The 24,535-nt window shown below is 60.1% G+C and carries 26 protein-coding genes and 1 other RNA gene; 9 read left to right on the forward strand and 18 right to left on the reverse strand.

The features are described from left to right. Both ssrA and U9R61_RS06435 read left to right on the forward strand, forming a co-directional pair. Positions 1 to 362, forward strand: a transfer-messenger RNA (tmRNA) gene (gene ssrA, locus U9R61_RS06430); the annotation flags it as partial. 555 nt (positions 363 to 917) lie between these two features. Next, positions 918 to 1,874 (forward strand): tetratricopeptide repeat protein, encoded by a 957-nt coding sequence (locus U9R61_RS06435; RefSeq protein WP_322487991.1) that lies wholly within the window; start codon positions 918 to 920, stop codon positions 1,872 to 1,874. A 14-nt stretch (positions 1,875 to 1,888) separates the two neighbouring features. Here the strand turns inward: U9R61_RS06435 and U9R61_RS06440 are convergent, their stop codons facing one another. From U9R61_RS06440 to U9R61_RS06455, 4 genes are all read right to left on the reverse strand, one after another. After that, positions 1,889 to 2,056 carry a hypothetical protein gene (locus tag U9R61_RS06440; protein WP_322487992.1) on the reverse strand — a complete coding sequence of 56 codons (168 nt, stop codon included), beginning with the start codon at positions 2,054 to 2,056 and terminating at the stop codon, positions 1,889 to 1,891. A 46-nt stretch (positions 2,057 to 2,102) separates the two neighbouring features. After that, complete coding sequence (locus U9R61_RS06445; protein WP_322487993.1) at positions 2,103 to 2,756, reverse strand: M23 family metallopeptidase; 654 nt, start codon at positions 2,754 to 2,756, stop codon at positions 2,103 to 2,105. A gap of 111 nt (positions 2,757 to 2,867) precedes the next feature. Beyond that, the gene (locus tag U9R61_RS06450) at positions 2,868 to 4,172 is read right to left on the reverse strand and encodes a glucosaminidase domain-containing protein (protein WP_322487994.1); all 1,305 of its coding nucleotides are present in this window, start codon (positions 4,170 to 4,172) and stop codon (positions 2,868 to 2,870) included. After that, positions 4,169 to 4,675, reverse strand: coding sequence for a hypothetical protein (locus U9R61_RS06455; RefSeq protein WP_322487995.1), 507 nt, complete (start codon positions 4,673 to 4,675; stop codon positions 4,169 to 4,171). The genes U9R61_RS06450 and U9R61_RS06455 overlap by 4 nt, the downstream gene beginning before the upstream one ends. A gap of 340 nt (positions 4,676 to 5,015) precedes the next feature. On the opposite strand from U9R61_RS06455, the gene U9R61_RS06460 reads away from it, so the two are divergent. The 4 genes from U9R61_RS06460 (at position 5,016) to U9R61_RS06475 (ending at position 10,628) form a co-directional block, all read left to right on the forward strand. Continuing rightward, positions 5,016 to 6,632, forward strand: coding sequence for an ATP-binding protein (locus U9R61_RS06460; protein ID WP_322487996.1), 1,617 nt, complete (start codon positions 5,016 to 5,018; stop codon positions 6,630 to 6,632). A gap of 425 nt (positions 6,633 to 7,057) precedes the next feature. After that, entirely contained in the window at positions 7,058 to 7,777 is a 720-nt protein-coding gene (locus tag U9R61_RS06465) for a succinate dehydrogenase cytochrome b subunit (RefSeq protein WP_322487997.1), read from the forward strand. Positions 7,778 to 7,814: 37 nt separating this feature from the next. Then, positions 7,815 to 9,788: a fumarate reductase/succinate dehydrogenase flavoprotein subunit gene (locus tag U9R61_RS06470; RefSeq protein ID WP_322487998.1), complete on the forward strand. Its 1,974-nt coding sequence runs from the start codon at positions 7,815 to 7,817 to the stop codon at positions 9,786 to 9,788. A 57-nt stretch (positions 9,789 to 9,845) separates the two neighbouring features. Further along, entirely contained in the window at positions 9,846 to 10,628 is a 783-nt protein-coding gene (locus U9R61_RS06475; RefSeq protein WP_416208825.1) for a succinate dehydrogenase/fumarate reductase iron-sulfur subunit, read from the forward strand. A 57-nt stretch (positions 10,629 to 10,685) separates the two neighbouring features. Here the strand turns inward: U9R61_RS06475 and U9R61_RS06480 are convergent, their stop codons facing one another. Together U9R61_RS06480 and U9R61_RS06485 are read right to left on the reverse strand one after the other, a co-directional pair. Next, positions 10,686 to 11,774, reverse strand: coding sequence for a site-specific DNA-methyltransferase (locus U9R61_RS06480; RefSeq protein ID WP_322488000.1), 1,089 nt, complete (start codon positions 11,772 to 11,774; stop codon positions 10,686 to 10,688). A gap of 76 nt (positions 11,775 to 11,850) precedes the next feature. Beyond that, complete coding sequence (locus tag U9R61_RS06485) at positions 11,851 to 13,206, reverse strand: glycosyltransferase family 1 protein (protein WP_322488001.1); 1,356 nt, start codon at positions 13,204 to 13,206, stop codon at positions 11,851 to 11,853. Here U9R61_RS06485 and U9R61_RS06490 point away from each other — a divergent pair. Then, entirely contained in the window at positions 13,205 to 14,323 is a 1,119-nt protein-coding gene (locus U9R61_RS06490; RefSeq protein ID WP_322488002.1) for a trans-sulfuration enzyme family protein, read from the forward strand. The genes U9R61_RS06485 and U9R61_RS06490 overlap by 2 nt on opposite strands. Here the strand turns inward: U9R61_RS06490 and U9R61_RS06495 are convergent. The 12 genes from U9R61_RS06495 to U9R61_RS06550 form a co-directional block, all read right to left on the reverse strand. After that, positions 14,320 to 14,877: an HD domain-containing protein gene (locus tag U9R61_RS06495; RefSeq protein ID WP_322488003.1), complete on the reverse strand. Its 558-nt coding sequence runs from the start codon at positions 14,875 to 14,877 to the stop codon at positions 14,320 to 14,322. The genes U9R61_RS06490 and U9R61_RS06495 overlap by 4 nt on opposite strands. A 60-nt stretch (positions 14,878 to 14,937) precedes the next feature. Next, positions 14,938 to 15,207, reverse strand: a complete 270-nt coding sequence (locus U9R61_RS06500; protein WP_322488004.1) for a histidine kinase dimerization/phospho-acceptor domain-containing protein — start codon at positions 15,205 to 15,207, stop codon at positions 14,938 to 14,940. Beyond that, positions 15,208 to 15,585, reverse strand: coding sequence for a response regulator (locus tag U9R61_RS06505; RefSeq protein WP_322488005.1), 378 nt, complete (start codon positions 15,583 to 15,585; stop codon positions 15,208 to 15,210). A gap of 65 nt (positions 15,586 to 15,650) precedes the next feature. Beyond that, positions 15,651 to 16,481, reverse strand: coding sequence for a bifunctional DNA-formamidopyrimidine glycosylase/DNA-(apurinic or apyrimidinic site) lyase (mutM, locus tag U9R61_RS06510; RefSeq protein ID WP_322488006.1), 831 nt, complete (start codon positions 16,479 to 16,481; stop codon positions 15,651 to 15,653). 11 nt (positions 16,482 to 16,492) lie between these two features. Continuing rightward, positions 16,493 to 16,906, reverse strand: a complete 414-nt coding sequence (locus U9R61_RS06515) for a molybdenum cofactor biosynthesis protein MoaE (protein ID WP_322488007.1) — start codon at positions 16,904 to 16,906, stop codon at positions 16,493 to 16,495. 77 nt (positions 16,907 to 16,983) lie between these two features. Beyond that, positions 16,984 to 17,232, reverse strand: a complete 249-nt coding sequence (gene moaD, locus U9R61_RS06520) for a molybdopterin converting factor subunit 1 (protein ID WP_322488008.1) — start codon at positions 17,230 to 17,232, stop codon at positions 16,984 to 16,986. A 14-nt stretch (positions 17,233 to 17,246) separates the two neighbouring features. Beyond that, a complete protein-coding gene (locus U9R61_RS06525; RefSeq protein ID WP_322488009.1) occupies positions 17,247 to 18,017 on the reverse strand; it encodes a glucose 1-dehydrogenase in 771 nt (256 codons plus the stop codon). A 5-nt stretch (positions 18,018 to 18,022) separates the two neighbouring features. Next, the gene (locus tag U9R61_RS06530; RefSeq protein ID WP_322488010.1) at positions 18,023 to 18,496 is read right to left on the reverse strand and encodes a hypothetical protein; all 474 of its coding nucleotides are present in this window, start codon (positions 18,494 to 18,496) and stop codon (positions 18,023 to 18,025) included. Further along, a complete protein-coding gene (locus U9R61_RS06535) occupies positions 18,493 to 19,308 on the reverse strand; it encodes an FAD-binding domain-containing protein (RefSeq protein WP_322488011.1) in 816 nt (271 codons plus the stop codon). The genes U9R61_RS06530 and U9R61_RS06535 overlap by 4 nt, the downstream gene beginning before the upstream one ends. Before the next feature lie 76 nt (positions 19,309 to 19,384). Further along, entirely contained in the window at positions 19,385 to 21,391 is a 2,007-nt protein-coding gene (locus tag U9R61_RS06540) for an anti-sigma factor (RefSeq protein WP_322488012.1), read from the reverse strand. Continuing rightward, positions 21,378 to 21,587, reverse strand: a complete 210-nt coding sequence (locus tag U9R61_RS06545) for a hypothetical protein (protein WP_322488013.1) — start codon at positions 21,585 to 21,587, stop codon at positions 21,378 to 21,380. The genes U9R61_RS06540 and U9R61_RS06545 overlap by 14 nt, the downstream gene beginning before the upstream one ends. A 15-nt stretch (positions 21,588 to 21,602) precedes the next feature. Next, complete coding sequence (locus U9R61_RS06550; protein WP_322488014.1) at positions 21,603 to 22,577, reverse strand: MoxR family ATPase; 975 nt, start codon at positions 22,575 to 22,577, stop codon at positions 21,603 to 21,605. Between the two features lie 247 nt (positions 22,578 to 22,824). Between U9R61_RS06550 and U9R61_RS06555 the strand changes: the two genes are divergently transcribed. After that, complete coding sequence (locus U9R61_RS06555) at positions 22,825 to 23,655, forward strand: NAD(+)/NADH kinase (protein WP_322488015.1); 831 nt, start codon at positions 22,825 to 22,827, stop codon at positions 23,653 to 23,655. A gap of 79 nt (positions 23,656 to 23,734) precedes the next feature. Then, positions 23,735 to 24,352, forward strand: a complete 618-nt coding sequence (locus U9R61_RS06560; protein ID WP_322488016.1) for an SRPBCC family protein — start codon at positions 23,735 to 23,737, stop codon at positions 24,350 to 24,352. Positions 24,353 to 24,535 lie beyond the last annotated feature (183 nt).

Genomic DNA, 24,535 nt, shown 5'->3' on the forward strand with positions numbered 1-24,535 from the left:
GGATGCTCTGGTTTCGACAGGGAGTGAACGCCGTAGACTGCAGGTCGTGCCGCCCAGTCACGTAAAAGGGGCAAGGCAACAACTGCCAACAACAACGCTCGGGTTCAGCCTCGGCTGGCCCTCGCTGCTTAAGCAATTGGCAGCGCGCTCCCCGCAGCTCCCCCGATGGCTGCGGATCGAGCGTCGTGAGTCGGGTGCTCCGGTAGCGCTTGCCTAGGCGCGACCGGCTAAGACAATAGGCTGGCCCCCCTGGTCGCTCTGCCACTCGCGTGACCACGGGCGAGATGAAGCGAGGGGCTAAACCTGTAGATGTCTGCGGTCTAGCTTTCTGGACGGGGGTTCGACTCCCCCCATCTCCACCAAACAGGGGTTGTGAGGCTGAAATCCTTTCTCCCACTCCGTACCCCTCCCCCGCTGGGGGAGGGATTTTCATTCCTCTCCGCAACGGAGGGAGGCTAGGGGAGGCTCATCCCAAGCCGCAAAGCGAGCAAAGCCGCAGAGGGGGTAAAACGCAAAGCCGCCGTAGAGCCGGACGGCTGTCCGGCTCCGCAGAGGGCGCAAAGAGGTTTTGGATTGGGATCATCCTCCGCGCCCTCGGCGGTAAACAACTTGCCCCCATCCACATGGAGCGAGAAAGCGCAACAAAACTTACTTCTTTTCGTGCCTTTTGCGTCTCTTTGTGGCTATGCCTCTGCGACCTCCGCGGTGTCTAAATTTCTGGAAATTGAGGGCCAAAAACCCAATTTCCTCCATCCATGTGACTGTACATGTCACAACCCCCTGCTATCCTATTCGTAGCAGCATCGCACGACGGCATATCGTAATTTTAGAACTAGGCGGCAACCCTGCGGTCAGGTACGCTGACTACAACAGCGTTGCGCTGCCTGTGACCATAAGTATCTCGTAAAGGAGCTTGTATGGCCACCCAACCATTCGGCTCTCACCCTATCCCTCGCCATCGTTTCGCAGCGCACCGGCTCGGACGTGTCCTCTTGCAAACGCCGGAACTGGTCGCCTTGCTGGTCAGTATGGTGTGGATGGACCTCACCGGCTGGTCACCGCTCGCAGTGACACTAGGCGCAATGAGCGGCCTTTGGTTTCTGGCTCGCTATCTGCTGCTGTGGCACGCCCGGCGGTACTTTCAGCGCGGACGCTACCACAAGGCCACTGCATTGGCCGGCGCCGCGCGCCGTATGAACCCCTATTCCGCCGATGTGTATTGGCTGTTGGGCATCAGCGCGTTACAACGCAATCGTCCCACATTAGCTGTTGCGTATCTCCAGCAGGCTTGCCGGCTTGATCCGGATAACCCCAAGCTCTACGCTGCGCTCGCCGCTGCGCACGTTTTAGCCGAAGAACCGGACGCCGCCATCCGCTATGCCCAGTATGCCCGCTATTTGCAACCAAACACGTTTGAGGCAACTATGGTGATGAGTGATTGCGCTGCCGGGGATCAGCAGATCGAGCACTATTTGCGCGCTGCGCTCCCCTGTGCCCGCCGCCCATCTGATCGCGCCGTCATCTACTGCGCGTTAGCCGATCACTTGCTCAAGACCGGACGACGCACCGAAGCAGTCTCCTACCTTGCACAGGCAATACGGTTGGCCCCAGTATGCCCGCCTGCCACGCGCGGCTCGTTGCACTACCAGCTTGGTGAACTGCTCTGGCATTGCGGCGAACCCGAAATGGCCTACGAACAATTCTGCGCCAGCCTGAAGGTTGACCCGCACGGCCCGTATCCTGCCAAAGCATGGCGCGCAGCGGCGCTTGGCCTTGCCAATCAGTCAGAGACGCAGGCTGGCGAGCAACCAACAGCAGCCGGCGAAGTGATTGAGTTAGTACCGGAACAGGAGAAGGTTTCACACTCGGCGTAGCGCGGGCGATAGGCTCAGTCAACTGATAACGGTAAGGCAGCAGGGCCGATTGCTGTACCGGCAATCACGCGCTCATTCGCCGAATCGCAGGGGGCGATCGCACCCGTCCGCGAACCCTGATCCGTACCATCAATCACGCCCTCATACGCCGAATCGTAGAGCCAACGATGAGCGAATTGCATTCGCTTCCTCGTTGGCTCCTCACTCACTATTCGTTTATTCATTCCCTCATTCGTTCATTCGTTGCACGTAATCGAGCGGGTTTTGGTTCACCCACTGACCATCGCGCCACACCCATACCTGATAATCAAGGTGCGGCCCGCTTGACATGCCGGTTGAGCCGATATAGCCAATCAGATCGCCGGGGTTCACCCACTGCCCATCGCTGACGGCAAAGCCGGCAAGGTGGGCATAGCCAGTGCGATACTGATCATTTGTCACCCAAATGTGATTGCCTCCCGGCCAGCTATCGCGCGTCAACGTCACTCGCCCAGCATGAGTTGCATATACCGGCTGGTTCCACGTCCCTTCGGGATCAGCCTTACCATCACCATCACCATCGAGGGCGAGGTCAATCGCTCCCCACACGCTCGCCGGCGCGTGCGTTCCTACTCCATACCCTTGCGTGATCACCGTATTAGCCGCCCGCAACGGATTGCCACTTGGCACGAGCGCCGCATCAAGGCCACGTCCTTGCGGCTGGGCCACACCGACCAGCGCATTGGCCGGCGCCGCCGCCGCATTGGTCACCAACGCCTCGCCAGCACCTGCCGGGCCGCGCCAGCCACTCAGCACGCGCCGGTCGCTGTTGGCCATGCCGAATAAGACAAAAGCAGCCAGCGCAATGCCACCGATGATGACAATGGTTGAGGGTTGCCGCATAGAATTTCTGGGTGTAAGGTTGCGAATATTATTACGGAGTGCGGCAGTACAACTGCCGCATCAAACCGTTACAGCACCACCAGCGCACTGCACCACCGCAGCCGCGTAACCTCACGGCACTTGCCCGGCACGCCACCGGTCAACAAGGCTCGTGACGACATTGATATAGCCTTGCACATCATTCTCAAACGCCGGCGCGTAGATCGGGATCACCTCGGCCACCGTCTGTAACCCGCGCCCGCGGATGTATTCCACATCGATCAGGCGATACCAATCGGCAATGCCAGTCTCCCAATTAGGATAGTCGCGGAACCGGCCATAGCAGGTTGGATAGCCGGCGCAGATAATGTTGCCGACATTGTGGGTTGTGCTACCATCAGATTTGCGCCCGGCCCAATTGGGGTTGGTGCCGGCGCTGCTCTCGTGGATGAAGAATGCGACGGCGTAAGCCGGATCGATGTTATATTCAACGCCGAGCCGATACCAGATTTCGCCGGTGCCAGCCGCTGGCGAGCCGTAGCTGCGCAGGATTTGGTCGATCTGCGCCGGCGAGAGACTCGGCGCAACGCGCAACCGGTGATCACCCGGCACGGGAACGGCAGCCAGCGCTAGGGCGATATTAGCGGTTGTATCACGGCTGCCGGCGCCAGCGTTAGCGTATTGAAAACTCAAGATCGGCGATGAGGGCGACACCATCCACGCAAGGGCGATCACCACCACACTTATCACCCCGATCACGGCCACGACCAGCGGGTGGCTGAACCAACCGGCAACCGGTGGCGGATCAAAGCGCCGTTCCGGTGGCGGTAATTCCAACTCATAAACCAACACCTCATCTGGCAACGGTTCGGCGAACGTGACAGGAGCGGATCGCGCGGATCGCGCAGGCCGCTCGGCCACGGCTACCTCCGCTGTGATGCGGGTAGGGGATGGTGCAGGTTGGGCTGGCGTGAATGGCTCACGCGCCACGGGAGCCTGCGCTGCCCTGTATCCGCTAGCGCCACCCTTCATCGGCACGTGAGAGACGCTGGCCGTGTCCGCTGGGGATGCACGTCCGCCCAGCGTGGATGTTGGCCGGGTATTGCCAGTTGGCACACTTGACCCAACCGATCGCTCGGTGCCGCCACGTGCCGGTGCGCGCTCCGGTATGGTGGTGCGGCGCGGTTGGGATGGGCTAGCCACCCGCGCTAGCCGCTGGACCCGCTCGTAGACTGCCCGTACATCGTCTGGCACGCGCAGACCGGGCAGCGCCTCAGGTGCGCGCTCGTACTGAAGGCGATCAGCCAGCGTAGCATCGAGATCGGCAGTCAGATCGGCCAGCGGTTGCGACGGCACGCGCTCAGGGGCTGGGTCTTCGATTGGGAAGAGCGGTTGACCCAATTGCCGGGGCCGCTTACGGTGAGGAAAGGCGCTCACTTGCTCCGCTCCTGCGCCAGTCGGTGCCACTCTTCCGGGGTGGGCAACCGAAACGTGCCATCACGGTTGAGATAGACCAATTGCTCGTGGTGAATGGTGACCAACAGATCTGCGAGACCGTCACCATCAGTATCCTCTAATGATAATACCACAGGCGTCAGATCTTCGTGTAACCCAAACAGATAGGGGCCTTGCCACGTCTGCGCTTGGGCCGGATCACCGCCGGGTAAGACAACGATCACCACCTGCCGGTCGAGATTCATCGCAATAAAACGCGATGGCTGGCCAGCCCGCTCTGCCGGTAAACCCGCGTAGCCGGTGAGATACGTGGTGCGCGGACGCCCATAGCGCCAATCGTCAATCATGATACGGCTAAACTCGGCGACAGTTCCCACAATGACAACGAGCGCTGCCACCACCAACACCGTCACTATCCCCCTGACGATACGACCAGCCGCGTACACACGCCGCGCCGGTTGCAATTCCCGACTAGTGGTCGCCATGCCAGCCCTCCTTTCGTGATAGTCACGTTGCGGCCTGTCCTGCCGCGCTGCTCTTCCCGTGGCACCGATCGGTGAGAAACGGTCTTATAAACTCTTTTTTCTCGAACATGTCGAACAATTGTTCTAATTGTAGCAAGAAACATGCCGTTCGTCAAGCGTTTTTTTTGCGTTGTGATCGAGCAAATCCGCTATAGAGCCTGATCGCTGGTAGTACGATGGTTCGCTGAGCACGTACAATATGAACAATTAGTAATACGTGCTCACGCCGGCGTTGGCGCTCGTTCCCACGTGCGCAACGGATGTTTCCCTTGTCTTAATCTATCACTCGGTAAGGAGATCTATGCGGTATCTGCTTGATCAACGCTCATACGAGGAAATGTTGGCTCGCAAGAGCCATCCCCGTGATTGTTACGTGCGCAATCAAGAGTATTGCCACCATCTGTACATCGATGGCGTCAAATACACCGTCGCCCGCGCGGTCTATGCCTGCCTGAAAGAGGCGCAGGCCAAAAATGACGTTGATGCGCTGCTGCATCTGCAGATGCACGTGACCGATCTCGAGCGCTTGATTAGCGAGGCGCGCGCCCGCGGTGAGAATGTGGCTACGCTGCGTATGCTCGGCGACCCGCCGCCTTCCGATGATGAAGCGCGCCCCCAATTGAGCAATTCGTTTCTGCCGCCGCAGCCGGCCACGATTGATGAGACCGGTCTGAACCGCACCTTTCTGACCGAGCAGTTTTTGCGCATTCTCTACAACAAAGGCCGCGCTACCGGCATGGAAATGGCCGAGTCAATGGGGCTGTTTTACCGCGCGATCGAGCAGATTATCATCGACCTGCGCAATGTCGAACAGATTGATATTGTCGGCCAGCGCGGCTTCGGCGACATTAACTACGAGTATATCTTGACGCCGCGCGGCCAAACCGCAGCTCAAGCGGCAATGGAAAAAGTGCAATATGTCGGCGTTTGCCCGGTACCGCTCGACAAATGGATTGAATCCGTCAAGGCGCAGACGGTAAAGAATGTCAAAGTCACCCGCCGCAATATCCGTGACGCCTTCGAGGGTTTGGTCATCGATGAGTCGATCTTGAACATGGTCGGCCCTGCCGTCAATTCCGGTTCGTCGGTGATGCTCTTTGGCTATCCCGGCAACGGCAAGACCACCATCGCCGAGCGGATCACCTATCTGATGGGTGATGATATCTTCATTCCCTACGCCGTCTACGCCGATGGCGCGGTAATCAAGATGTATGACTCCGTTATCCACGAACCACCCCGCCGCCCGCTACCCGAAGAGACCGAGTACGACCGGCGCTGGATCCGGATTAGCCGGCCGGTAGTTATCGTCGGCGGCGAGTTGACGCTCGAACAGCTCAATCTGGTCTACAACTCGACCTCAAAGGTCTATGAAGCGCCGTTCCAGATGAAGGCCAATTGCGGCATCTTCTTGATCGACGACTTTGGCCGCCAGCAGGTGCGCGTGTTCGACCTGCTCAACCGCTGGATCGTACCGCTCGAAAAGCGGTATGACTTCCTCAATACGGTCTCTGGGCAAAAGATCCAGATCCCGTTTGACCAGTTAATTATGTTCAGCACCAACCTTGACCCCAAGGATTTGGGTGATGATGCCCTCTTGCGCCGGATTAAGTTTAAGATTGAGGTGATTGACCCCACCGAAGAGCAGTGGCGTGAGATTTGGAAGATTATGTGCAAGGTGCGGAAGGTGCCGTATGATGATCGCAGTATCGATTATCTGATCGCGAAGTGGTTTAAGCCCGATCAACGGCCATTCCGGATGTGCCAGCCGCGCGATATTCTCGATCAGCTCATTGCGATCGCCCGCTACAATATGGAAACGCCGACCCTCAGCCCCGATCTGCTCGATGCGGCGTGCCTGTCGTATTTCCCCAGCAAGGAAAAGAAGAACTTCGGTGCCAAGGTGCGGCTGGATTTATAATCCTCCCGCACCAACCCAATGCTATGGCAGCGGCGCACTGTAGTGTGCCGCTCTTGGTTTCTCGGTACCGCCAATCACCTCGCCCTCTGCCCAACACCTCTAGCCACCCGCTAGCCATTGCGCCATAATACGCTGCCAGGAACAGACCTTTTTGCTATTGATTCAAGATCAATAGGTTCTCTTCACGCATGATCACCCATGCCCTAATCAGGGCGGATGGCTTTCTAATGCCTCGCGTCTTTATTCACAAAGAATAAGCGCACAGTTGCAATCGGTAGACAATTGATCGTAATTCCGTTATAATTCTGAAGCGGTACAATACTTTGTGGGGCAAGTCACGGATAACTCACTGCTGCCGGCGCAGGCTGGCAGTTGGTTGTCATCTCTTGTGTTGCGCAGAGGTAGGTTTGGGGAAGGATGGAACGATGACAGGAGTGCTCACCCTCACCCGTACGTCGGTCGGCAAGAAGGTGATTATGGCGCTGACCGGCTTTGTTTTGGTCGGCTTCGTCGTATTTCACATGTACGGCAATCTCAAGATGTATCAAGGACCTGAGGTCTACAATGCGTATGCTGCTGGGTTGCGCTCACTCGGCTACCCAGTCTTCGGCCACGAACACCTGCTCTGGATCGCGCGCTTTGTCTTGATCGCGTCGGTCTTTCTGCACATCTGGGCGGCAACCAGCCTGACCTTGCAAAGCCAGCGCAGCCTGCGCGCCAGCAGTATTTCCACCGTGCGCCGCTATGGCCAGCACAAGCGCCAATCTGGCTATGCCGATTATACGATGCGGTTTGGCGGCGTGTTGATCTTCCTCTTCATCGTGTACCATATTTTGCACCTGACCTTCGGCGTCGTCGGCTACGAGCCGGGTCAATTTATCCATCCCCACGGCGACACCTACGAGACCTACAGCAATGTTGTGTACGGGTTCCAGAACCCCTTTGTCATCGGGTTCTACCTGCTGACGATGGTCTTCCTTGGCTTGCACCTCTACCACGGCGTCTGGAGCATGTTCCAAACGCTGGGTTGGAACAACCGTACCTATGATCGGCTGTTGCGCGGCTTGGCCATCCTAGTGGCAGCAGCCGTCTTTATCGGTAACGTCTCCTTCCCGTTGGCGGTCTATTTCGGCTTCGTCGCCTAACGGGCCGCCCCAACGCTAGAAGAGCGAGGAACTTCGCATGAGCGAGATCAAGAATGAGACGACGGTTCGCACCGGGACGCGGCAGGTCGAGTTCGTGAGCGCGCTCGATGCCAAAGCGCCAAGCGGGCCGATCGAGCAGCGCTGGGATAAGCATCGCTTCGAGATGAAGCTGGTCAATCCAGCCAATCGCCGCAAGTACACAATTATTGTCGTCGGTTCCGGCCTTGCCGGTGCGTCAGCCGCCGCAACCCTCGGCGAAGCTGGCTATAATGTGCTCTGCTTCTGCTACCAAGATAGCCCGCGCCGCGCCCACAGCATCGCCGCACAAGGCGGCATCAACGCGGCCAAGAATTATCGCAACGACGGTGATAGCATCTATCGCCTCTTCTACGATACCGTCAAGGGTGGCGACTTCCGCGCCCGCGAGAGCAATGTCTATCGCCTCGCGCAGGTCTCGGTCAATATTATCGACCAGTGTGTCGCTCAAGGCGTGCCGTTCGCCCGCGAGTACGGCGGCCTGCTTGATAACCGTTCGTTCGGCGGCGCGCAAGTGGCCCGCACCTTCTACGCCCGCGGCCAGACCGGGCAACAATTGCTACTCGGCGCCTATCAGGCCCTCAGCCGCCAGATTGCCGCCGGCACGGTCAAGATGTTCCCGCGCACCGAGATGCTCGATCTCGTCGTGGTTGATGGCCGCGCCCGCGGGATTATCACCCGCGATATGGTGACCGGCAAGGTGTCGCGCTATGTCGCTGATGCGGTGGTGCTGGCCACCGGCGGTTACGGCAACGTTTTCTACCTCAGCACTAATGCCAAGGGCTGCAACACGACCGCGATCTGGCGCGCCCATCGCCGCGGCGCGTTCTTCGGCAACCCCTGTTTTACCCAGATCCACCCGACCTGCATTCCGGTCAGCGGCGATTATCAGAGCAAGCTGACCCTAATGTCTGAGTCGTTGCGCAATGATGGCCGGATTTGGGTGCCCAAGAAGAAGGGTGATCCGCGCCGCCCGCAAGATATTCCCGAATCTGAGCGCGATTATTACCTCGAAGAGCGCTACCCCAGCTTCGGCAATCTGGTGCCGCGCGACATTGCCTCGCGCGCAGCCAAGCAGGTCTGCGACGAGGGCCGCGGCGTCGGCACCAGCGGGTTGGGGGTCTACCTCGACTTTTCCGACGCGATTAAGCGCCTTGGCCGCCAGAAGATCGCCGAACGCTACGGCAATCTGTTTGATATGTACAAGCAGATTACCGGCGAAGATCCGTATGAAACGCCGATGCGCATCTATCCCGCCGTTCACTATACGATGGGTGGCTTGTGGGTTGACTACAACTTGCAGAGCACCATCCCCGGCTTGTTTGTGATCGGCGAGGCCAATTTCTCGGATCACGGCGCGAACCGCCTCGGCGCGTCGGCTTTGATGCAGGGGCTGGCCGATGGCTACTTCATCTTGCCCTACACCATCGCCAACTTCCTCGCCCAAGTCAAACCCGGCGGTCTGAGCATTGACCGGCCTGAGTTTACCGAAGCCGAAGCCGAGATTAACCAGCGTATCAACCGCCTGCTCAGCATTCGCGGCAAGCGTACGGTCGATTCGTTCCACCGCGAATTGGGCAAGCTGATGTGGGATAAGTGCGGCATGGCCCGCAACGCTGCCGGTCTGCGCGAAGCTTTGGTCCGCATCCCTGAGATCCGCGCCGAGTTCTGGGAAGATGTCAATGTGCCCGGCGAGGCCGGCGATCTCAATCAGGCGCTCGAGAAGGCTGGCCGCGTGGCCGATTTCCTCGAGTTGGCCGAGCTGATGTGCCTCGATGCCCTCCACCGCGAGGAGTCGTGCGGCGGCCACTTCCGCGAGGAGTACCAGACGCCCGATGGCGAGGCGCTGCGCAACGACGAGCAGTTCTCGTATGTGGCGGCTTGGGAGTTCACCGGCGATTTGGCCAAGCCGCGCTTGCACAAAGAGCCGTTGGTCTTTGAGTACGTCAAGCCGACCCAGCGCAGCTATAAGTAAGCCTAACTGCCGCCGGTTGGGAAGTCGGCCGGCGGCTGGAGATACGCTATGAAGACGATGAAGATCACGCTCAAGATCTGGCGGCAGAAGAACCGCTCGACCCCCGGCGAGTTTAAGACGTATGTGATGGATAATGTCAACCCCGATATGTCGTTCCTCGAGATGCTTGACGTGCTCAACGAGGAGCTGATGTCGCGGGGGGAAGAGCCGGTGGCGTTTGATCACGATTGCCGCGAAGGCATCTGCGGTATGTGTTCGCTGATGATTAATGGCATTGCCCACGGCCCCAAGAATGCCATTACTACCTGCCAGTTGCACATGCGCAGTTTCAACGACGGCGATACGATTACGGTTGAACCGTGGCGCGCAGCGGCGTTCCCGATCCTCAAGGATTTGGTGGTCGACCGCAGCGCCTTCGATCGCATTATTCAAGCCGGTGGTTATATCAGCGTCAGCACCGGCTCGGCGCCGGATGCCAATACCATTCCGGTGCCCAAGACCGCTGCCGATCGGGCGATGGACGCAGCGGCCTGCATTGGGTGCGGCGCATGCGTGGCCGCCTGCCCCAACGGCTCGGCGATGCTCTTCACCGCCGCTAAGGTGGCGCACCTTGCCCTCTTGCCACAAGGCCAACCCGAACGCTACCAGCGCGTGGTGAATATGGTGGCGCAAGCCGATTTCGAGGGTTTCGGCAACTGCACTAATATCGGTGAATGCGCCGCTGTCTGCCCCAAGGAGATCAGCCTCGAAACGATTGCCCAGCTCAACCGTGATTTGGTCGGGGCGGCGTTGCGCGGGATCGAACCGAATACGCCGATCGCGCCGGCCACCGCGCGGTGAAATTCATTATCGTTAATTATTGTAGAGACGCACGGTCGTGCATCTCTACATGATGAATTACCCCAACTGTTCGGCCCGATACCGTTCCCGCAATTCGTCGATGCTGGCCAACCGGCCAGCATCGTCTTCAACATACCAATATTCCCACCCGTTATATACCGGTTTCCCCTGCGCTCTGGCCGCGATGGCATGGATCGACCCACTGACCCCGTTCCATACCACATGGCCATCGGCTTTGACCACCGCTATCACTGCCCGATCCCGCGAATAGAGCCGCTCGCCAACCTGCACATAACCGGCGGCCACCAGCTCGCCAAACGCTACCCGCGGCGCCTCCCGGCGCGAGGGTGTCATCAGCAGCACCGGGTTCTCTGGGGCGGGAATGGCATTGATCCGCTCGCGCGCAATCGCAACATACGCCGGGTCTTGCTCAATGCCGATAAAGTGCCGGCCCAGCTTTTTCGCCACTGCCCCGGTCGTGCCAGAGCCGAAAAATGGATCGAGCACCACGTCACCCGGCTGCGATGAAGCCAAGATCACCCGGTAGAGCAACGCTTCCGGTTTTTGGGTTGAATGCGCTTTCTGGCCGTTGACCTTGATCCGATCGGCGCCAGTGCAGATCGGAATGCGCCAGACGTTTTGCATCTGTTTGTCGTCGTTCAGATGCTTCATGGCGTGATAATTGAAGGTGTAGGTCTTCTGATCGGCTGAGGTTTTGGCCCAGATTAACGTCTCGGTGGCGTTCTGAAAGCGGGCGCCGCGAAAGTTGGGCATCGGGTTGGTCTTGTGCCAAATCACGTCATTCAAGATCCAAAAGCCGAGATCCATCATCATTGCCCCAACCCGAAAGATGTTGTGGTACGAGCCGATGACCCAGATCGTACCGCTCGCTTTTAAGACCCGCCGGCATTCACTAAGCCATGCCCGCGTAAAAGCGTCGTATGCCTGAACATCGCTAAACTTATCCCATGCATCATTCACCCCATCAACCAGCGTTTGATCAGGCCGGCGCAATTCGTTGCGTAATTGCAGATTGTAGGGTGGATCGGCAAAAATAAGATCGACGGATTGCGTCGGAAGTTGCGCCAAAATAGTCAGGCAACTACCCAAGAGGATTTGATCAATTGGCAATGATGATGAAACCATAGAAATAGCCTGCTTTATTACAGAGACGGCCCGGCGGGCCGTCTCTACCCAAACCGCGCGAGGGCTGGCGTGCTGCTTATCGCACCGCCTTCCGTGAATGCGCACGCTCGCCTGCCACTTGCTCAAGCACAGCCAATGTTGTCTCCGCCGTGCGTTGGTATGAAAAACTGGCCGCCCGCGCCAACCCGCGTGCACTAAGATCGTCTCGTAACGCTTCATCTTCCAACAACCGGTTGATCGCCGTCGCCCAACCGGCGATATCGTCTGGCGCGATCCGGATCGCCGCTGCCCCGGTGACTTCCGGCAGCGAACTCGCATCGCTGACGATCACCGGCGCACCGCACGCCATCGCTTCCAGTGGCGGCAAGCCAAACCCTTCGTAGCGCGACGGATAGACAAAGATAGTGCATGCCTGATACAACAATGGCCCATCTGCCACCGGCACATCAATCCGGCGCACTGCTGCGCTCAGATCAAGATCGGCAATCAGAGCGTCAATGTCGGGGAAGAGGCGCGAATCGCGCCCTAGCGCCTGCCCCGCGATCGCCAACGTAACCCGCTGATGGCGATTCCGCACCAGCGCGAATGCCCGCAGCAGCGTGGGCACATTTTTACGCTCATCAAGCCCGCCGACGTAATAGACAAAGGGCGGTTGGACGCCGTACCGGGCGGCAACTAAGGCCTGCGCCGCCGCCCGATCCGCCGCTTGACGGTACTGCTCGCCGGCAGCGAGATACGCAACGGTGACTCGTTCCGACGGCAGGCCAAGGTAGTTGAGAATGGCGCTGCGGCTAAAGTTCGAGAAGGTCAGGACATGCGTACTGCGCAGAGCCGCGCGGCGGGCCAGCGCCATATAGGCGCGCACCAGCCAATTGCCGCGATAGGACGGTAACAGGAGCGGGATCAGATCGCCAATCGTTGTCACCACCGGCAACCGCGATCGCAACGGCGGCGCAAAGTACGGCACAAAGATCACGGTTGGCTGGCCGTTGCGCGCGAGCCGCGCGGCAATGGCCGGCACGGCAATCTGCTCGAAGATCACTTTCGCGATTTGGCGGGGGCCGCTAATCTTGACCGTGATGGCCTCAATCCCAATCGGCGTCGCCGGCACCGCCGCACCAGCCGGCAGCAGCATGGCGTAGCGGTGCTGCGGGGCAAGGCGGTGCAACCATGGCAACAAATTATGCAGGTATTGGCCAATACCTACTGACGGCTGGGGCCAAAAGCTACCATTAATGACGATCTGCACACCGGACTCCTCAACCATACGCGAGGACGGGGTGATGGTAATGGCGGTGTCTTCCTGTAATAATAGCCGATTTTGCCGGAGTTGCAGCAACTGCTCCGCGCACAACATTTGACACAGCCGATCACCGGTGTGATAATCGCCGGCACGCCAAAGCACTTGCTGGCAGAAAGGCAGATATCCCATGCAGAAACATCCTTCCGGCCTCAAACTCGAATCGTGGCTCGTCGCTGCCGGACGTTCCGCCGAACCCGGCGCACCGCTCAATGTACCACCGATCCCGACCTCCAACTTCATTCTTGGGCAAGGACGTTCGTATTCGCGCACCGACTCGACGCCAACGTGGGAAGCGCTTGAAGAGATCGTGGGTGGGCTTGAAGAGGGGCGAGCAGTCGCCTTCGCTTCCGGGATGGCCGCCGTAGCTGCGATCTTCGACCAGCTTGCCGCCGGCGCGCTAGTTGCCATCCCCGACGATTGTTACCAAGGCGTGGCCGGTTTAGCCATGGCCGGCGCCGCCCGCGGACGCTGGTCAGTGCGGCGGATCGCGCTGACCGACACCGCCGGTTGGCAGCAGGCGTGCGCCGAAGCCGATCTGATCTGGCTGGAGTCGCCGTCGAATCCGCTGCTGACGGTCGCCGATCTGGCGGCGATCTGCGCTGCGCCGCGCACACCCGGCGCGATCGTGGCGGTTGACAACACGTTTGCGACCCCGCTCAATCAGCAACCGCTCGCCTTCGGAGCCACTGTGTCGGTGCATTCGGCCACCAAGTTTATTGGCGGCCACTCCGATCTACTGGCGGGAATCGTCACCACCCGCGACGAGACGCTCTGGCGGCAACTGCACCACACCCGCGCCTTGGCTGGCGCTACTCCCGGTACGCTAGAGGCTTTTTTGGCAGTGCGCGGCGCGCGCACGCTGGCCCTCCGGCTCGAACGAGCGCAGCGCAATGCGATGGAATTGGCCCAACGGCTCACACAGCACCCGCTCGTGACCCGCGTGCGCTATCCCGGCCTGCCCTCACACCCAACCCACGAGGTTGCCAAGCGCGTGCTCAAAGGGTTCGGCACGATCATCTCGTTCGATGTGCGTGGCGACGCCGCTGTCGCTGATGCGGTCTGCTGCAACGTTCGCCTCATCCGGCACGCCACCAGCCTCGGTGCAGTCGAGTCAACGATGGAGCGCAGGGCAGCCATTGCCGGCCAAGAACACCTGCCGCCGACCTTATTGCGTTTGAGCGTGGGAATTGAGGATGTTGATGATTTGTGGGCAGACCTAGACAGTGCCATTCGAGCGGCGAATTAACTCAACCGCGCTCGTTCGGCTCGCAGATGGGCAGCGAGCGCTTCAACCGGCGGAAACTCGGCTGCCCAATCGTCGTTGGCCGGCCAGAACGAATCGAGCCCCCGCGCGCCGGCCCGCTCGTAGGCGAGCGCCTGCGCCATCAGCTCAAGACGATCAAGCGCTTTGACCAGCCGCGCCTCGCGCGAGGCGCCATCAGCGTATTCATCCCACAGAGCGAGATATTCGGCAGCGCGGGGCAAATGCCCGATCAGGCTCTCTAGCCCATCCCGCTCGGCCCGGCGCTTGGCTTCTTTCCCCAACAATCGGGTCGCCGAAGCGGGCAGATCGCCGAGCAGCGATTCGGCCAGATCATGCAACAGCGCGATGGCTAAGACCTTCCCCCGCTCAATACCCTCTATCTGATCGCCGATCAGCAGGCAGAGCACCGCCACGCCATACGAATGCTCGGCAATGCTCTCAACATCGCGCACGCCTCGTTGCAACCAACCGGTGCGCGGCAAGAGCTTCAACGATAGCAGACGCGGAATCAAGGCGCTCAGATCGGGCTGATCCATGCTTCTCCCTTCGGGTATCAGACCACAAACCGCTTGCGCAGCGCCGCAACCGCGCGTTACTTACGCCGTCTCTGCCGGCGGCTCGACGCCGCTCTCACGCGGCGCAAAGAGACGCACGGCGCGCAAGGTGGCAATCATCTGCGCCGCCTCTTCCGTCGTCCGTACAATCCGATCCAGACTGGCACGCAACGACATGTCATTCACTTCTTCACGCACGAGTTGCGCCTCGCCCATCATAACGGTCAACGCCTGACTGATATGATGAGCCACCGCGCGCACCGCCATCCGTGCCTCGTCTACTTCGGTTTTGAGCCGTTCATATTCACGCACCTACAGCCGGAGCTGGTCATAGCTCACGGCCCGCCGTAAGGTGTGGCGCAAGGCATCGTGATTGATTGGTTTCGTGAGATAATCAAATGCTCCCAGCGATAACGCCTCAAGGGCAGCCTTGGGCGAATCATTGGCGGTAGTGACAATAATCAATGGTCGATCTGGCTCTATCGCCATCCAATTCAAAATATCGAAGCCGCTGCCGTCAGGCAAACCGAGATCGAGCAAAATAATCCGCGGGCGGCGGACCAAAATCGCCAGTCGCGCCTCGGTCACATTGCGCGCAGTATCAACTGCATAGCCATCACGCCGCAACATCGTGGTGAGCGATAGTTGCAGAATGTGGTCGTCTTCGACAAGCAGAATGGGTTCTTGCACCGGAGGTTCCTCTTTAACAATGCGTTGAATAGCAAGATAACCGAGCCAATTCTAAAGAAAGAGCATTAATTTCCTACTCTCACTTGGCATTGCGGACAAACATAGGTGCTGCGCTGCGCTACAACCATCCGCTCAACCGGCGTTTGGCAACGCGGGCACGGTTCGCCTTCGCGATCGTAGACGTTAAAGTGTTCTTGCTGGCTGCCGCGACGACCGTAACCATCCCGATAGTTGCGCAATGAGCTGCCTTGATTGGCAATCGCTTCGGCCAATACCGTCCGAATTGCGTGGTGCAAGGCCGCGATCTGTTCCGCCGCCAACGACCCTCCCGGCGTGAGTGGATGGATACGGGCCAGCCAGAGTGCTTCGTTAGCATAGATGTTGCCAATGCCGGCAATCAAGCGCTGATCGAGCAAAAGCGCCTTGATCGGCGCGCGCCGGTCGCGGAGCCGCTCGGCCAACACCTCAGGCGTAAACCGATCTGCCAGCGGTTCGGGGCCATGGGCCGCGTCAAGCATCGCCACCCCCTGCCGATCGAGCAGATGCACCCGTCCAAACTTGCGCTGGTCGTCAAAGATCAAGCGCCGGCCATTGTCGAGGTCGAGGGCAAAATGGACATGCGGCGCATCGGCGGCGGTTGGTTCGGCTACTAGCAGATGGCCCGACATGCGCAGATGGATTGCCAGCGTCCACCCGCCATCGAGCATCAACAACAGCCACTTGGCCCGCCTCCCGATCGCTTCGATCCTGCGTCCGGCCACCAAGGCGGCAAAATCCGGCGCCGGCGGGGTCAGCATACGCGGCCAATCCAGCTTCGCCAACCCGATAATGGTGCGGCCCAGCAACTGAGCTTCCAACGAACGGGCCACCGTCTCAACTTCAGGTAACTCTGGCATCGCCGTCTCGCCTATTCGCGCCATTCAGCCACGCCGTCGGCCCAATGTTCCTGCTTCCAAATCGGCGCAATCTCTTTGATCCGATCCATGATGTAGGCGGCGGCAGCAAAGGCCGCATCACGGTGCGGAGCCGCTACCACCACCAGCACCGCCGTCTCGCCAATTTCCAGCCGGCCCACCCGGTGATGGACGCACACCTTCCCGATCGGCCAGCGCGCCCGCGCCTCATCGGCGATCTGGCGCAACACCGGTGCCGCCATCTCGGTATAGGCTTCGTAGACCAAAAACGCCGTCGGACGTCCGCCAAAGTGATTGCGCACGACGCCGCTAAACGTCACCACTGCGCCATCGTCCGGCGTTTGCACCGCCGCAACCAGCGGCGTCGGATCGAGCGGTTCAGTGGTGATTACAAATGGTTCGACCATCCTTAGACCTCCTCGTGTTACCGCAGAGGTGCAGCGAACACAGATTGATGCGCACGTCGTTGCTTCCGCGGTAAACCTCACCCGCCGCTGACCGGCGGGATGAAGGCGACTTCATCACCATCGGCCAGCACCGTGGTTGGCTGACCAAACTGCTGATTAACGGCAAACAGCAACCGTCCAGTATACCCGGCCAGCCGCGGATACTCGGCCATCAACTGCTCCCACAACTGGCCGAGAGTAGCGCCCTCAGCCAGCGTGTATTGCGCGGTCGCCTTCCCGACAATATCGCGATGCCCGGCAAAAAACCGTACGGTGACGGTGATCATTGGCTACCTCCTCGCTACAACCGCGCTTCCATGCCGCCATCGGCAGTAATCACCGCCCCGGTCAGATAGCCAGCGGTCGGGCTGAGCAGGCATAAAATAACCCCGGCCACCTCTTCGGGAGTACCGAGCCGGCCTAGCGGCGCGCGGCGGGCAAAGGCCCGCAAGGCCTCGTCAGGCCGTTGGGCATTGACTAGTGCTGCGTTGGCTCGCAACAGGGAGGTATCGATCAAACCGGGGCAGACACAGTTGACTCGAATCCCGTCGGGCGCGCCATCGAGCGCCATCGCCCGCGTCAGCGCAATTACGCCGCCTTTGGAAGCCGCATACGCGGCCCAACCCGCTTCGGCGCGCAGGCCGTACACCGACGCCACATTGACAATCGCACCGCCACCGCGCCGGCGCAGTTCCGGCATGACAAAGCGCGACACTAAAAAGACGCCGGTCAGATTGACGTTGATAAGCTCTTGCCACAGTTGCAGGGTAGTGCTTTCGATCGTGCCCGGCTGCTGAATACCGGCATTATTCACGAGCAGGTCAATTCCGCCAAACGTCAGTACCGTCTCATTGGCAATACGCGCCGCATCGGCCTCATCGCTGACATCGGCGATCACGGCGAGTGCGCGGCCTCCCCACGCATTGATCCCCGCGACCAGCGCGGTCGTCGCCGCTTCGTCGCGGTCGGCGATGGCAACCGCTGCACCTTCGCGGGCCAACGCCAACGCCGTTGACCGCCCGATCCCCTGCGCACCGCCGGTAACAATAGCGACTTTGCCTTGAAATTCCATACGACCTACTCCACCTCGTGCTCGGCAGGCAAGACCGGCCCAGTGCCGGTTGGACGCAGCGCCTCGGCGGCGACTCGTCGCCAAAAGGCGCTAAACCGGCGCGGCGGCTCGCCACGCCACGTCACAAACGCCGGTGGTTCATGCACCACCACCTGCAACCCGGCGGAGCGCAACTCGGCCACATACTGCCGGAAACGCGGCGCCACGCTCGCTGTCACATGCACCGTCATCGCCTGCTGTTCAGCGGCAAACGCCCGTACTTCCTCTACCACCACCCCGCGCCGGATACTGCCAGTTCGCCCGGCGATCGCCTCTAGCGCGCATTCGTACAAAAAGAAGAGCCGCTTAAAGCTGAGCTGGGCCGCCGCCAAGAACGGCTCGTCAAACACGAAGATCGCCGGCGCAGCCGGGTTGGCCAGCAGCGCCGGATCGATCGGGCTAAGAGTATCGCCGTGGAGCCACACAATCGCGCCGCTCATTGCCGCCCCTCAAGTTCTGCCAGTGACACGCCAAATAGGCGTTGCGCCAGACTCTCGTAGCTATCGTCGAATGGGCAACCGTCGGCGGCGAGAGGACAACGCGCGCAAAACCCGCCGTCACTGAACCGTTCGACATTTTGGCGGTTGAAGATATACGGTTTGTGACTGAACGTGCTGCCGACCCACTGCCACGACAAGCTGTTCGAGGCCGGATCGCCATCGAGCAGGTGGCGGTAGAAGAGGTCAGCCCCCTCGCGCCAATCTACGCCGAGCCAGTGTTGCAGGTAGGCGGCCACCCACATACGGGCATGGTTGTGCATATAGCCGGTCGTGTACAGCTCGCGCAATGACTCGTCGATACACACGAGACCGGTGCTGGCCGCTGCCACCTCTGGCGGCAACTGGCGGCGCGGTACGTGGGAACGATGCTTGGCCGACTCAAGATCGTGCTGGATCCGGTCGCCGAGCTGGGCATAGACCAATTGCCAGAATGCGCGCCATGCCAGTTCATTGACGAATTTTTCGGTATCGGGCGTATGGCCAAACCGGCTCAGGATCGAATCGCGCACCTCGGCTAGCGTGAGCACCCCGTGGCGGATGTATGGCGAGAGAGCGGAAACGCCGCGTTTCGCGACATCGTTCCGGGTTCGGGCATAGCCGCGCGCATCGAACGCGCGCAGCCGGCGCAACGCTGCCTGCCTCCCGCCCCGAATCGGCGACGGAGTCGCCGGGCCAGGGTACAAGCCGTCTAGCGCGCTAGCGAGATACGCCACCTGCTCAGCGCGAGTTGTCATATCGGTACGAAGCTGCATTGTAGGTTCGTCGTTAAGCATCTCTTTCGAGTATACCACGAGTTAGGGGAGAACCGGCCAAGCGGCTGTCGCAACCCTACCTTCTCGTCATGAAGAACGTCTCCTGCGCACGCACATCAATGCTGTTGAGCGGGCGCAACGACTCTATGATCGCGCGCACCTCATCGAGGGTGAAACCGGTGGCTTCGAGTGAAAGCCGCACGTTACTCCCCCGCCGGTTGGTATTCATCTCGATCGCAACCCGATACCGCTGCCCGCGCACTGGCTCGATCCGTACCCGCCATGGCCCGATCACTTCGGTTGGAATGGCGCTATCAATACCCGGCAGCCGGTCAAAGGTGAGCATCAATTGCTTGCCGGCACCAGTATAGATTGCGCCATTGATACGTGGGCCACGCCATCTCAGCAAGACCGCCCGTTCGATTCCATCAGGAATAGTCGCCGGCAATATGAGCGAGTCAGCGACTCGCCCGATCGCGCTTGGTTCGATCACGTTGCCCAACCGCACCAACGGCCATTCCGGATTAACCAGCGGCTGCCCCACCACTCCTGACGCTTCCGCCCGCCCGTTCCATGCTCGCTCGAAGATGAAGGCATCGCGGATCTGCTCGCCGGTAACGAGCCAAGTAAATTCGACCAGCCGCCACACCACCCGGCTGGTTTGGGTACCGCCGGGAGGCCCGATTAACTCGGTGATATTCAGCACGTGACCATCGGTCTCGCCAATCGCCATGAGCACGGTCACTGGCTCCGCCGCATCTGCGGGAACATCAAGCGGGCTGATCCCGCGAAAGCTGACAATATACGCCAACCGATCGCCAATCCGTTGCCGGCCTAGCAAGCGCAGATCGGTCGCTTCAGCAGCTTGGTGCAAGTAGTTTGGCGGGATATGCCACGGCCCGCTAGCGCGGCGGGCCGTAAATGCGGCTTGCTGTTGGCTAGGATCAGCCGCACTCGCCACCAGCGCCGGTTCGTTTGGCAACGCCGGCACCGGCAAATCACCGTACAGCACTGGTGCATACGCACCGTCAAGCGCATAGTACAAGCGGCGCTCACCATCGCCGAGCTGAAACTCGTACGGCGCGCCGCCGTCAACGTGACGCAATTGCAAGCGGTGGCGGGCCGGATTGTCGCGGTCGTGCCAGATTTCGGCATACAATGGGGCAACAGTGCGGTTGTTGAAATACCAGAGGGTCTGGTAGCGCGCCTGCCACACCGGCGGGCCTTCCGGTTCGGGGATGCCGCCATGGGCCAAGGCCCGCGCCACTAAGTCGTCAGCCTGTACGACCGGTTCGTTGGCGCCAGTTGCCACGACTGTAACCGGATTTCTGAACATACCGGGCAATATGAGAATCGCCACCAGCACCACCAGCGCCGCCGCCGGCGCCGCCAACGCGAACGTAGCGAGGCGCTGGCGCGGCGTCGCCGCTGCGCGCAGCAATCGATCGGCCAGCTTCGCAGGCATGGGAAAGGTCTGCGCATAGCGACGCAATATCAGCGCCAGCTCGCGCGTCGCCGCTTGCCATTCGCGCTCGAACATCCGGCAATGCGCGCACCCGGCCAAATGCCGCCGCACCTGTTCAAATGCGCGGAGATGCTGAGCCGGATCAATCAACGCTTGCCGCACCGGCACGCACTCATCGCTGCTTACCTGCGCCGGCAATGAATGGCGCGACGCGGGAGCTAACGCTTGCACAGCTTGCTCGAGCGTACGAATCGCATCCGCCGGCTCTTGGCCGATCATCTTAGCCAAGCGGACGCTATCCATTCCCAATACGCTATACGCTAACACGGCCATCCGCTGCGGCAACGGCATGGCCCGCAACGGCCCCAGCACCGGCGCGGCTGCCGGCGCCGGTCGCCGTTCTAGCGGACGATGGGGATCGTTGGCGACCGCCACTCGATAGAGACGGGCCACCAGTTCATCAGATTGCCAGCTCGCAGGCGGATGCTGGCTGAGATCGGCCACCCATTGCCGCAACAACCGCTGCGCTACCCGTTCGTCCGGCGCAAACGCCAAGGCGATGCTGTACAGCGTATCACCGGTTTGCGCCAACCAATGCGCCAGATTAGCTTCGATCATGGGTTTGCTCAGAGTGCTTCGACGCAGCGGCATCATCGGCCAGTTGTTGCTGCAACCGCCACATCGTTTTTACCCGCGCGCGATGCCACGCCGCGCTCTTGGGGCCAGTCTCGCGCAACAGGACGATCCGTTGCAAGGCGGTACGTAACAGAACGCGTCGTTGCGCTATCATTTCATCAGTATCATCGGTCGCCATAGCGATACCATTACATCAATTGGCTACCATCCGCTCAAACCGCCGTCCGGCCCGCGCCCCCGGCACTGGCGTCGATGCCAGCACTTCATCAATTACCGCGTTCGCGGTCACATTGCGCACCCGCGCCGCCGGGTTAACGATCAGGCGATGGCCGAGCACCGGCTGTGCCAGCGCCTTCACATCATCAGGCGTCACATAATCGCGCCCGTTTAACGCCGCCCACGCTTGCGCCGACCGGTATAGCGCCAACGCGCCACGGGTGCTCGCGCCAAGGTAGATATCGGCATGGGTGCGGGTAGCCGTCGTCAACGCCACAATATACTCGACGATCAGATCATCGACGTGAACCTGCTTAATCTCTGCTTGGAGGGCCAGCAACTCGTCGATGTCAACCACCTTGGGCAGCGTTTCCAGCGGATGACCTTCGCGCTGCCGTTTGAGGATTGCAATCTCGTCGAGCCGATCGGCGTAGCCGAGATGCACCCGCAACAAAAAGCGATCGAGTTGCGCTTCCGGCAACGGAAAGGTGCCTTCGTATTCGATCGGGTTTTGCGTCGCCAGCACCACAAACGGTTGCGGCAACGGATGGGTGATGCCATCAACCGTGATTTGCCGCTCCTCCATCGCCTCCAACAACGCCGACTGCGTTTTGGGAGTCGCGCGGTTGATCTCGTCGGCCAGCACAATTTGGGCCATAATCGGGCCGGGCCGGAATTCAAACTCGCGAGTTTGTTGGTTGAAGATCGAAACACCAGTGACATCGCCGGGCAACAGATCGGGCGTACACTGAATCCGTTTGAAACTCGAACCGATCGAACGCGCAATACTCTTGGCCAACATCGTCTTACCAGTGCCGGGCACGTCTTCGATCAAGACATGGCCGCGGCACAAGAGCGCCACCAGCACGAGCTCGACGATCCGGCGCTTGCCGATAATCACTTGTTCGACATTCGCCACAATGCGCGTAGCTACTTGCTGAACATGTTCCACATGCACCTCAGTTCGAATTATTGTCATCTTGATGCAAAAGCAGTATACCACGATCACTGAGCGCAAGCCGGGCGCACTCGGTGAACCTGCTCACCCGCCTGCCTGATCTCCACCGGTAAACAAGTCACCGTGCAGCGCGATGCTAAAGGAACTCGGTGAACCTGCTCACCCGCCTGCCTGATCTCCACTCCCTACTCTCCATTCCTATGGTATTCTGATGCAAACAGCATGACACGGAGGTCTGGCAATGCTTGAGCGGGTGGCGGTTCTCTACAATCCATTAAGTGATGCCTCGATCCAGTTATCGCGCGAAGTGGTGGACTGGTTTCACGCTCGCGGCATCAACGCAACGCGAGGTGTCTCGCAAGAGTTTCGCGATCAGCCGCAACTGGTCGCCGATTGCGACTTGATGATCGCCCTCGGTGGCGACGGCACCGTCTTGCGCGCCGCCCGGCTCTGCTTTCCGCATAACATTCCCGTCTTGCCGGTTGCGCTCGGCCATCTCAGTTTTATGGCCGAAATCGGCCCCGACGAGATTTATAGCGGCTGCGAACAGATCATGAATGGCGGCGGCTGGTTCGACGAGCGGGCGCTGGTGCGCGCGCAACATTGGCGAAACGGGCAAAAACTCGGCCAGCATACCGCGCTAAACGAGGTGGTCATCTCACGCAGCGATCTGAGCCGGATCGTCAATGTGCATGTGACGATCGATGATAGCCCGCTGACCACTTACCATGCCGATGGGGTGATTGTCGCGACAGCCACCGGCTCGACGGCGTATGCGCTCGCTGCCGGCGGCCCGATTGTTGACCCGCGTTCGCAGACGCTGGTACTGGTGCCGATCGCAGCCCACCTCACAAATATCCCTTCGATGGTGTTGCACGAAGACGCCGTGGTGACGATGCAGCTCCGTTCGCGCCATCATGCGTTGCTGGCGGTCGATGGCCGCGAGAATATCGATCTGATCGAAGGAGACGAAGTCGTAGTGCGCCGTAGTCCGCAGGTCTGCACCTTTGTCCGCCTGCGCCCGAGCAATCAGTTTTACACTCAATTAGTCGCCCGCTTGCGCCGCTCATAAGGTGCGCCGATTGCGCTCAACGGCACGAGATGCGTTACACTACAAGCATAGTGGAGAGGGCACAAGGAGAAGACGAGGTATGATTCGTTACACAGGCGCTTCGGTAAGTGGGCGGATTAACGCTCCGGTCGAGGCCATTTGGGAACTGGTCAGCGATGTCGAGCGCCATCCGCAGATCGCCGGCAGCGGCGAAGTGCAGGCCGTGACCATCCGCGACGGGCGACCGCTCGATGTTGGCGCAGTGTTTGAGTCACAACAGTTGATGCGTGGCATCCATTATGTCACCGCGAACCGGATCGTGATCTGGGATCCGCCGTATCGCTTTGCGTGGCGTGTTGGCCTGCCGAGCGCGCCCGGCATTGCCCAAATCTGGATGTTTGCGCTCCAACCGGAAGCCAACGGCACCCGCGTCACCAATGGCGTTGCCCTGATTTACGCGCTGCCGACCTTCTTCCCATTCTCGTTGCTGCGCAAGAAGCTGGCTAAAGGCTACGCCAATTCGATGCTCCCGACGCTCGATAATCTGTCCCGTATGGTCAACGCGCCGCCGCCTGACGATGTGCGCGTGATCACCGAGCCGCCAGCCGAGCTGACCGCGATGTTGCCGCCGCTCATCGTTCCCGGTATGACGATGGTGGCGACAGTGGTCGCCGCCGTCGCCGGGATCCTCGCCCTCCGCCGCTGCAACCCGCGCTAACGTCGAGGCGCAGAGATTTGTACATGGGAACAGATGCAACCCCTCAACCCCAGCGGGGGAGTGGCAAGGGGTAGGGACCAACCCAAAGGCGCGAAGGGCGCAAAGCCCGCAAAGGCTTTGGAGATGGTCTCCCGAGTGTGCTGGGAGACTATCTCATGGTGTATAACATGACCGCAAAGACGC

The organism is Chloroflexus sp. (assembly GCF_034431535.1).
Lineage (GTDB): Bacteria > Chloroflexota > Chloroflexia > Chloroflexales > Chloroflexaceae > Chloroflexus.

Excerpts from the sequence above, each read along its gene's own strand:
- U9R61_RS06525 (WP_322488009.1), bottom strand. The coding sequence starts at position 18,017 with ATGGAATTTCAAGGCAAAGTCGCTATTGTTACCGGCGGTGCGCAGGGG.
- U9R61_RS06475 (WP_416208825.1), top strand. The coding sequence starts at position 9,846 with ATGAAGATCACGCTCAAGATCTGGCGGCAGAAGAACCGCTCGACCCCC.
- U9R61_RS06460 (WP_322487996.1), top strand. The coding sequence starts at position 5,016 with ATGCGGTATCTGCTTGATCAACGCTCATACGAGGAAATGTTGGCTCGC.
- U9R61_RS06470 (WP_322487998.1), top strand. The coding sequence starts at position 7,815 with ATGAGCGAGATCAAGAATGAGACGACGGTTCGCACCGGGACGCGGCAG.
- moaD (WP_322488008.1), bottom strand. The coding sequence starts at position 17,232 with ATGATCACCGTCACCGTACGGTTTTTTGCCGGGCATCGCGATATTGTC.
- U9R61_RS06485 (WP_322488001.1), bottom strand. The coding sequence starts at position 13,206 with ATGGGATATCTGCCTTTCTGCCAGCAAGTGCTTTGGCGTGCCGGCGAT.
- U9R61_RS06555 (WP_322488015.1), top strand. The coding sequence starts at position 22,825 with ATGCTTGAGCGGGTGGCGGTTCTCTACAATCCATTAAGTGATGCCTCG.
- U9R61_RS06480 (WP_322488000.1), bottom strand. The coding sequence starts at position 11,774 with ATGGTTTCATCATCATTGCCAATTGATCAAATCCTCTTGGGTAGTTGC.
- mutM (WP_322488006.1), bottom strand. The coding sequence starts at position 16,481 with ATGCCAGAGTTACCTGAAGTTGAGACGGTGGCCCGTTCGTTGGAAGCT.
- U9R61_RS06445 (WP_322487993.1), bottom strand. The coding sequence starts at position 2,756 with ATGCGGCAACCCTCAACCATTGTCATCATCGGTGGCATTGCGCTGGCT.
- U9R61_RS06530 (WP_322488010.1), bottom strand. The coding sequence starts at position 18,496 with ATGAGCGGCGCGATTGTGTGGCTCCACGGCGATACTCTTAGCCCGATC.
- U9R61_RS06435 (WP_322487991.1), top strand. The coding sequence starts at position 918 with ATGGCCACCCAACCATTCGGCTCTCACCCTATCCCTCGCCATCGTTTC.
- U9R61_RS06535 (WP_322488011.1), bottom strand. The coding sequence starts at position 19,308 with ATGCAGCTTCGTACCGATATGACAACTCGCGCTGAGCAGGTGGCGTAT.
- U9R61_RS06465 (WP_322487997.1), top strand. The coding sequence starts at position 7,058 with ATGACAGGAGTGCTCACCCTCACCCGTACGTCGGTCGGCAAGAAGGTG.
- U9R61_RS06490 (WP_322488002.1), top strand. The coding sequence starts at position 13,205 with ATGCAGAAACATCCTTCCGGCCTCAAACTCGAATCGTGGCTCGTCGCT.
- U9R61_RS06455 (WP_322487995.1), bottom strand. The coding sequence starts at position 4,675 with ATGGCGACCACTAGTCGGGAATTGCAACCGGCGCGGCGTGTGTACGCG.
- U9R61_RS06495 (WP_322488003.1), bottom strand. The coding sequence starts at position 14,877 with ATGGATCAGCCCGATCTGAGCGCCTTGATTCCGCGTCTGCTATCGTTG.
- U9R61_RS06560 (WP_322488016.1), top strand. The coding sequence starts at position 23,735 with ATGATTCGTTACACAGGCGCTTCGGTAAGTGGGCGGATTAACGCTCCG.
- U9R61_RS06545 (WP_322488013.1), bottom strand. The coding sequence starts at position 21,587 with ATGGCGACCGATGATACTGATGAAATGATAGCGCAACGACGCGTTCTG.
- U9R61_RS06515 (WP_322488007.1), bottom strand. The coding sequence starts at position 16,906 with ATGGTCGAACCATTTGTAATCACCACTGAACCGCTCGATCCGACGCCG.
- U9R61_RS06440 (WP_322487992.1), bottom strand. The coding sequence starts at position 2,056 with ATGCAATTCGCTCATCGTTGGCTCTACGATTCGGCGTATGAGGGCGTG.
- U9R61_RS06540 (WP_322488012.1), bottom strand. The coding sequence starts at position 21,391 with ATGATCGAAGCTAATCTGGCGCATTGGTTGGCGCAAACCGGTGATACG.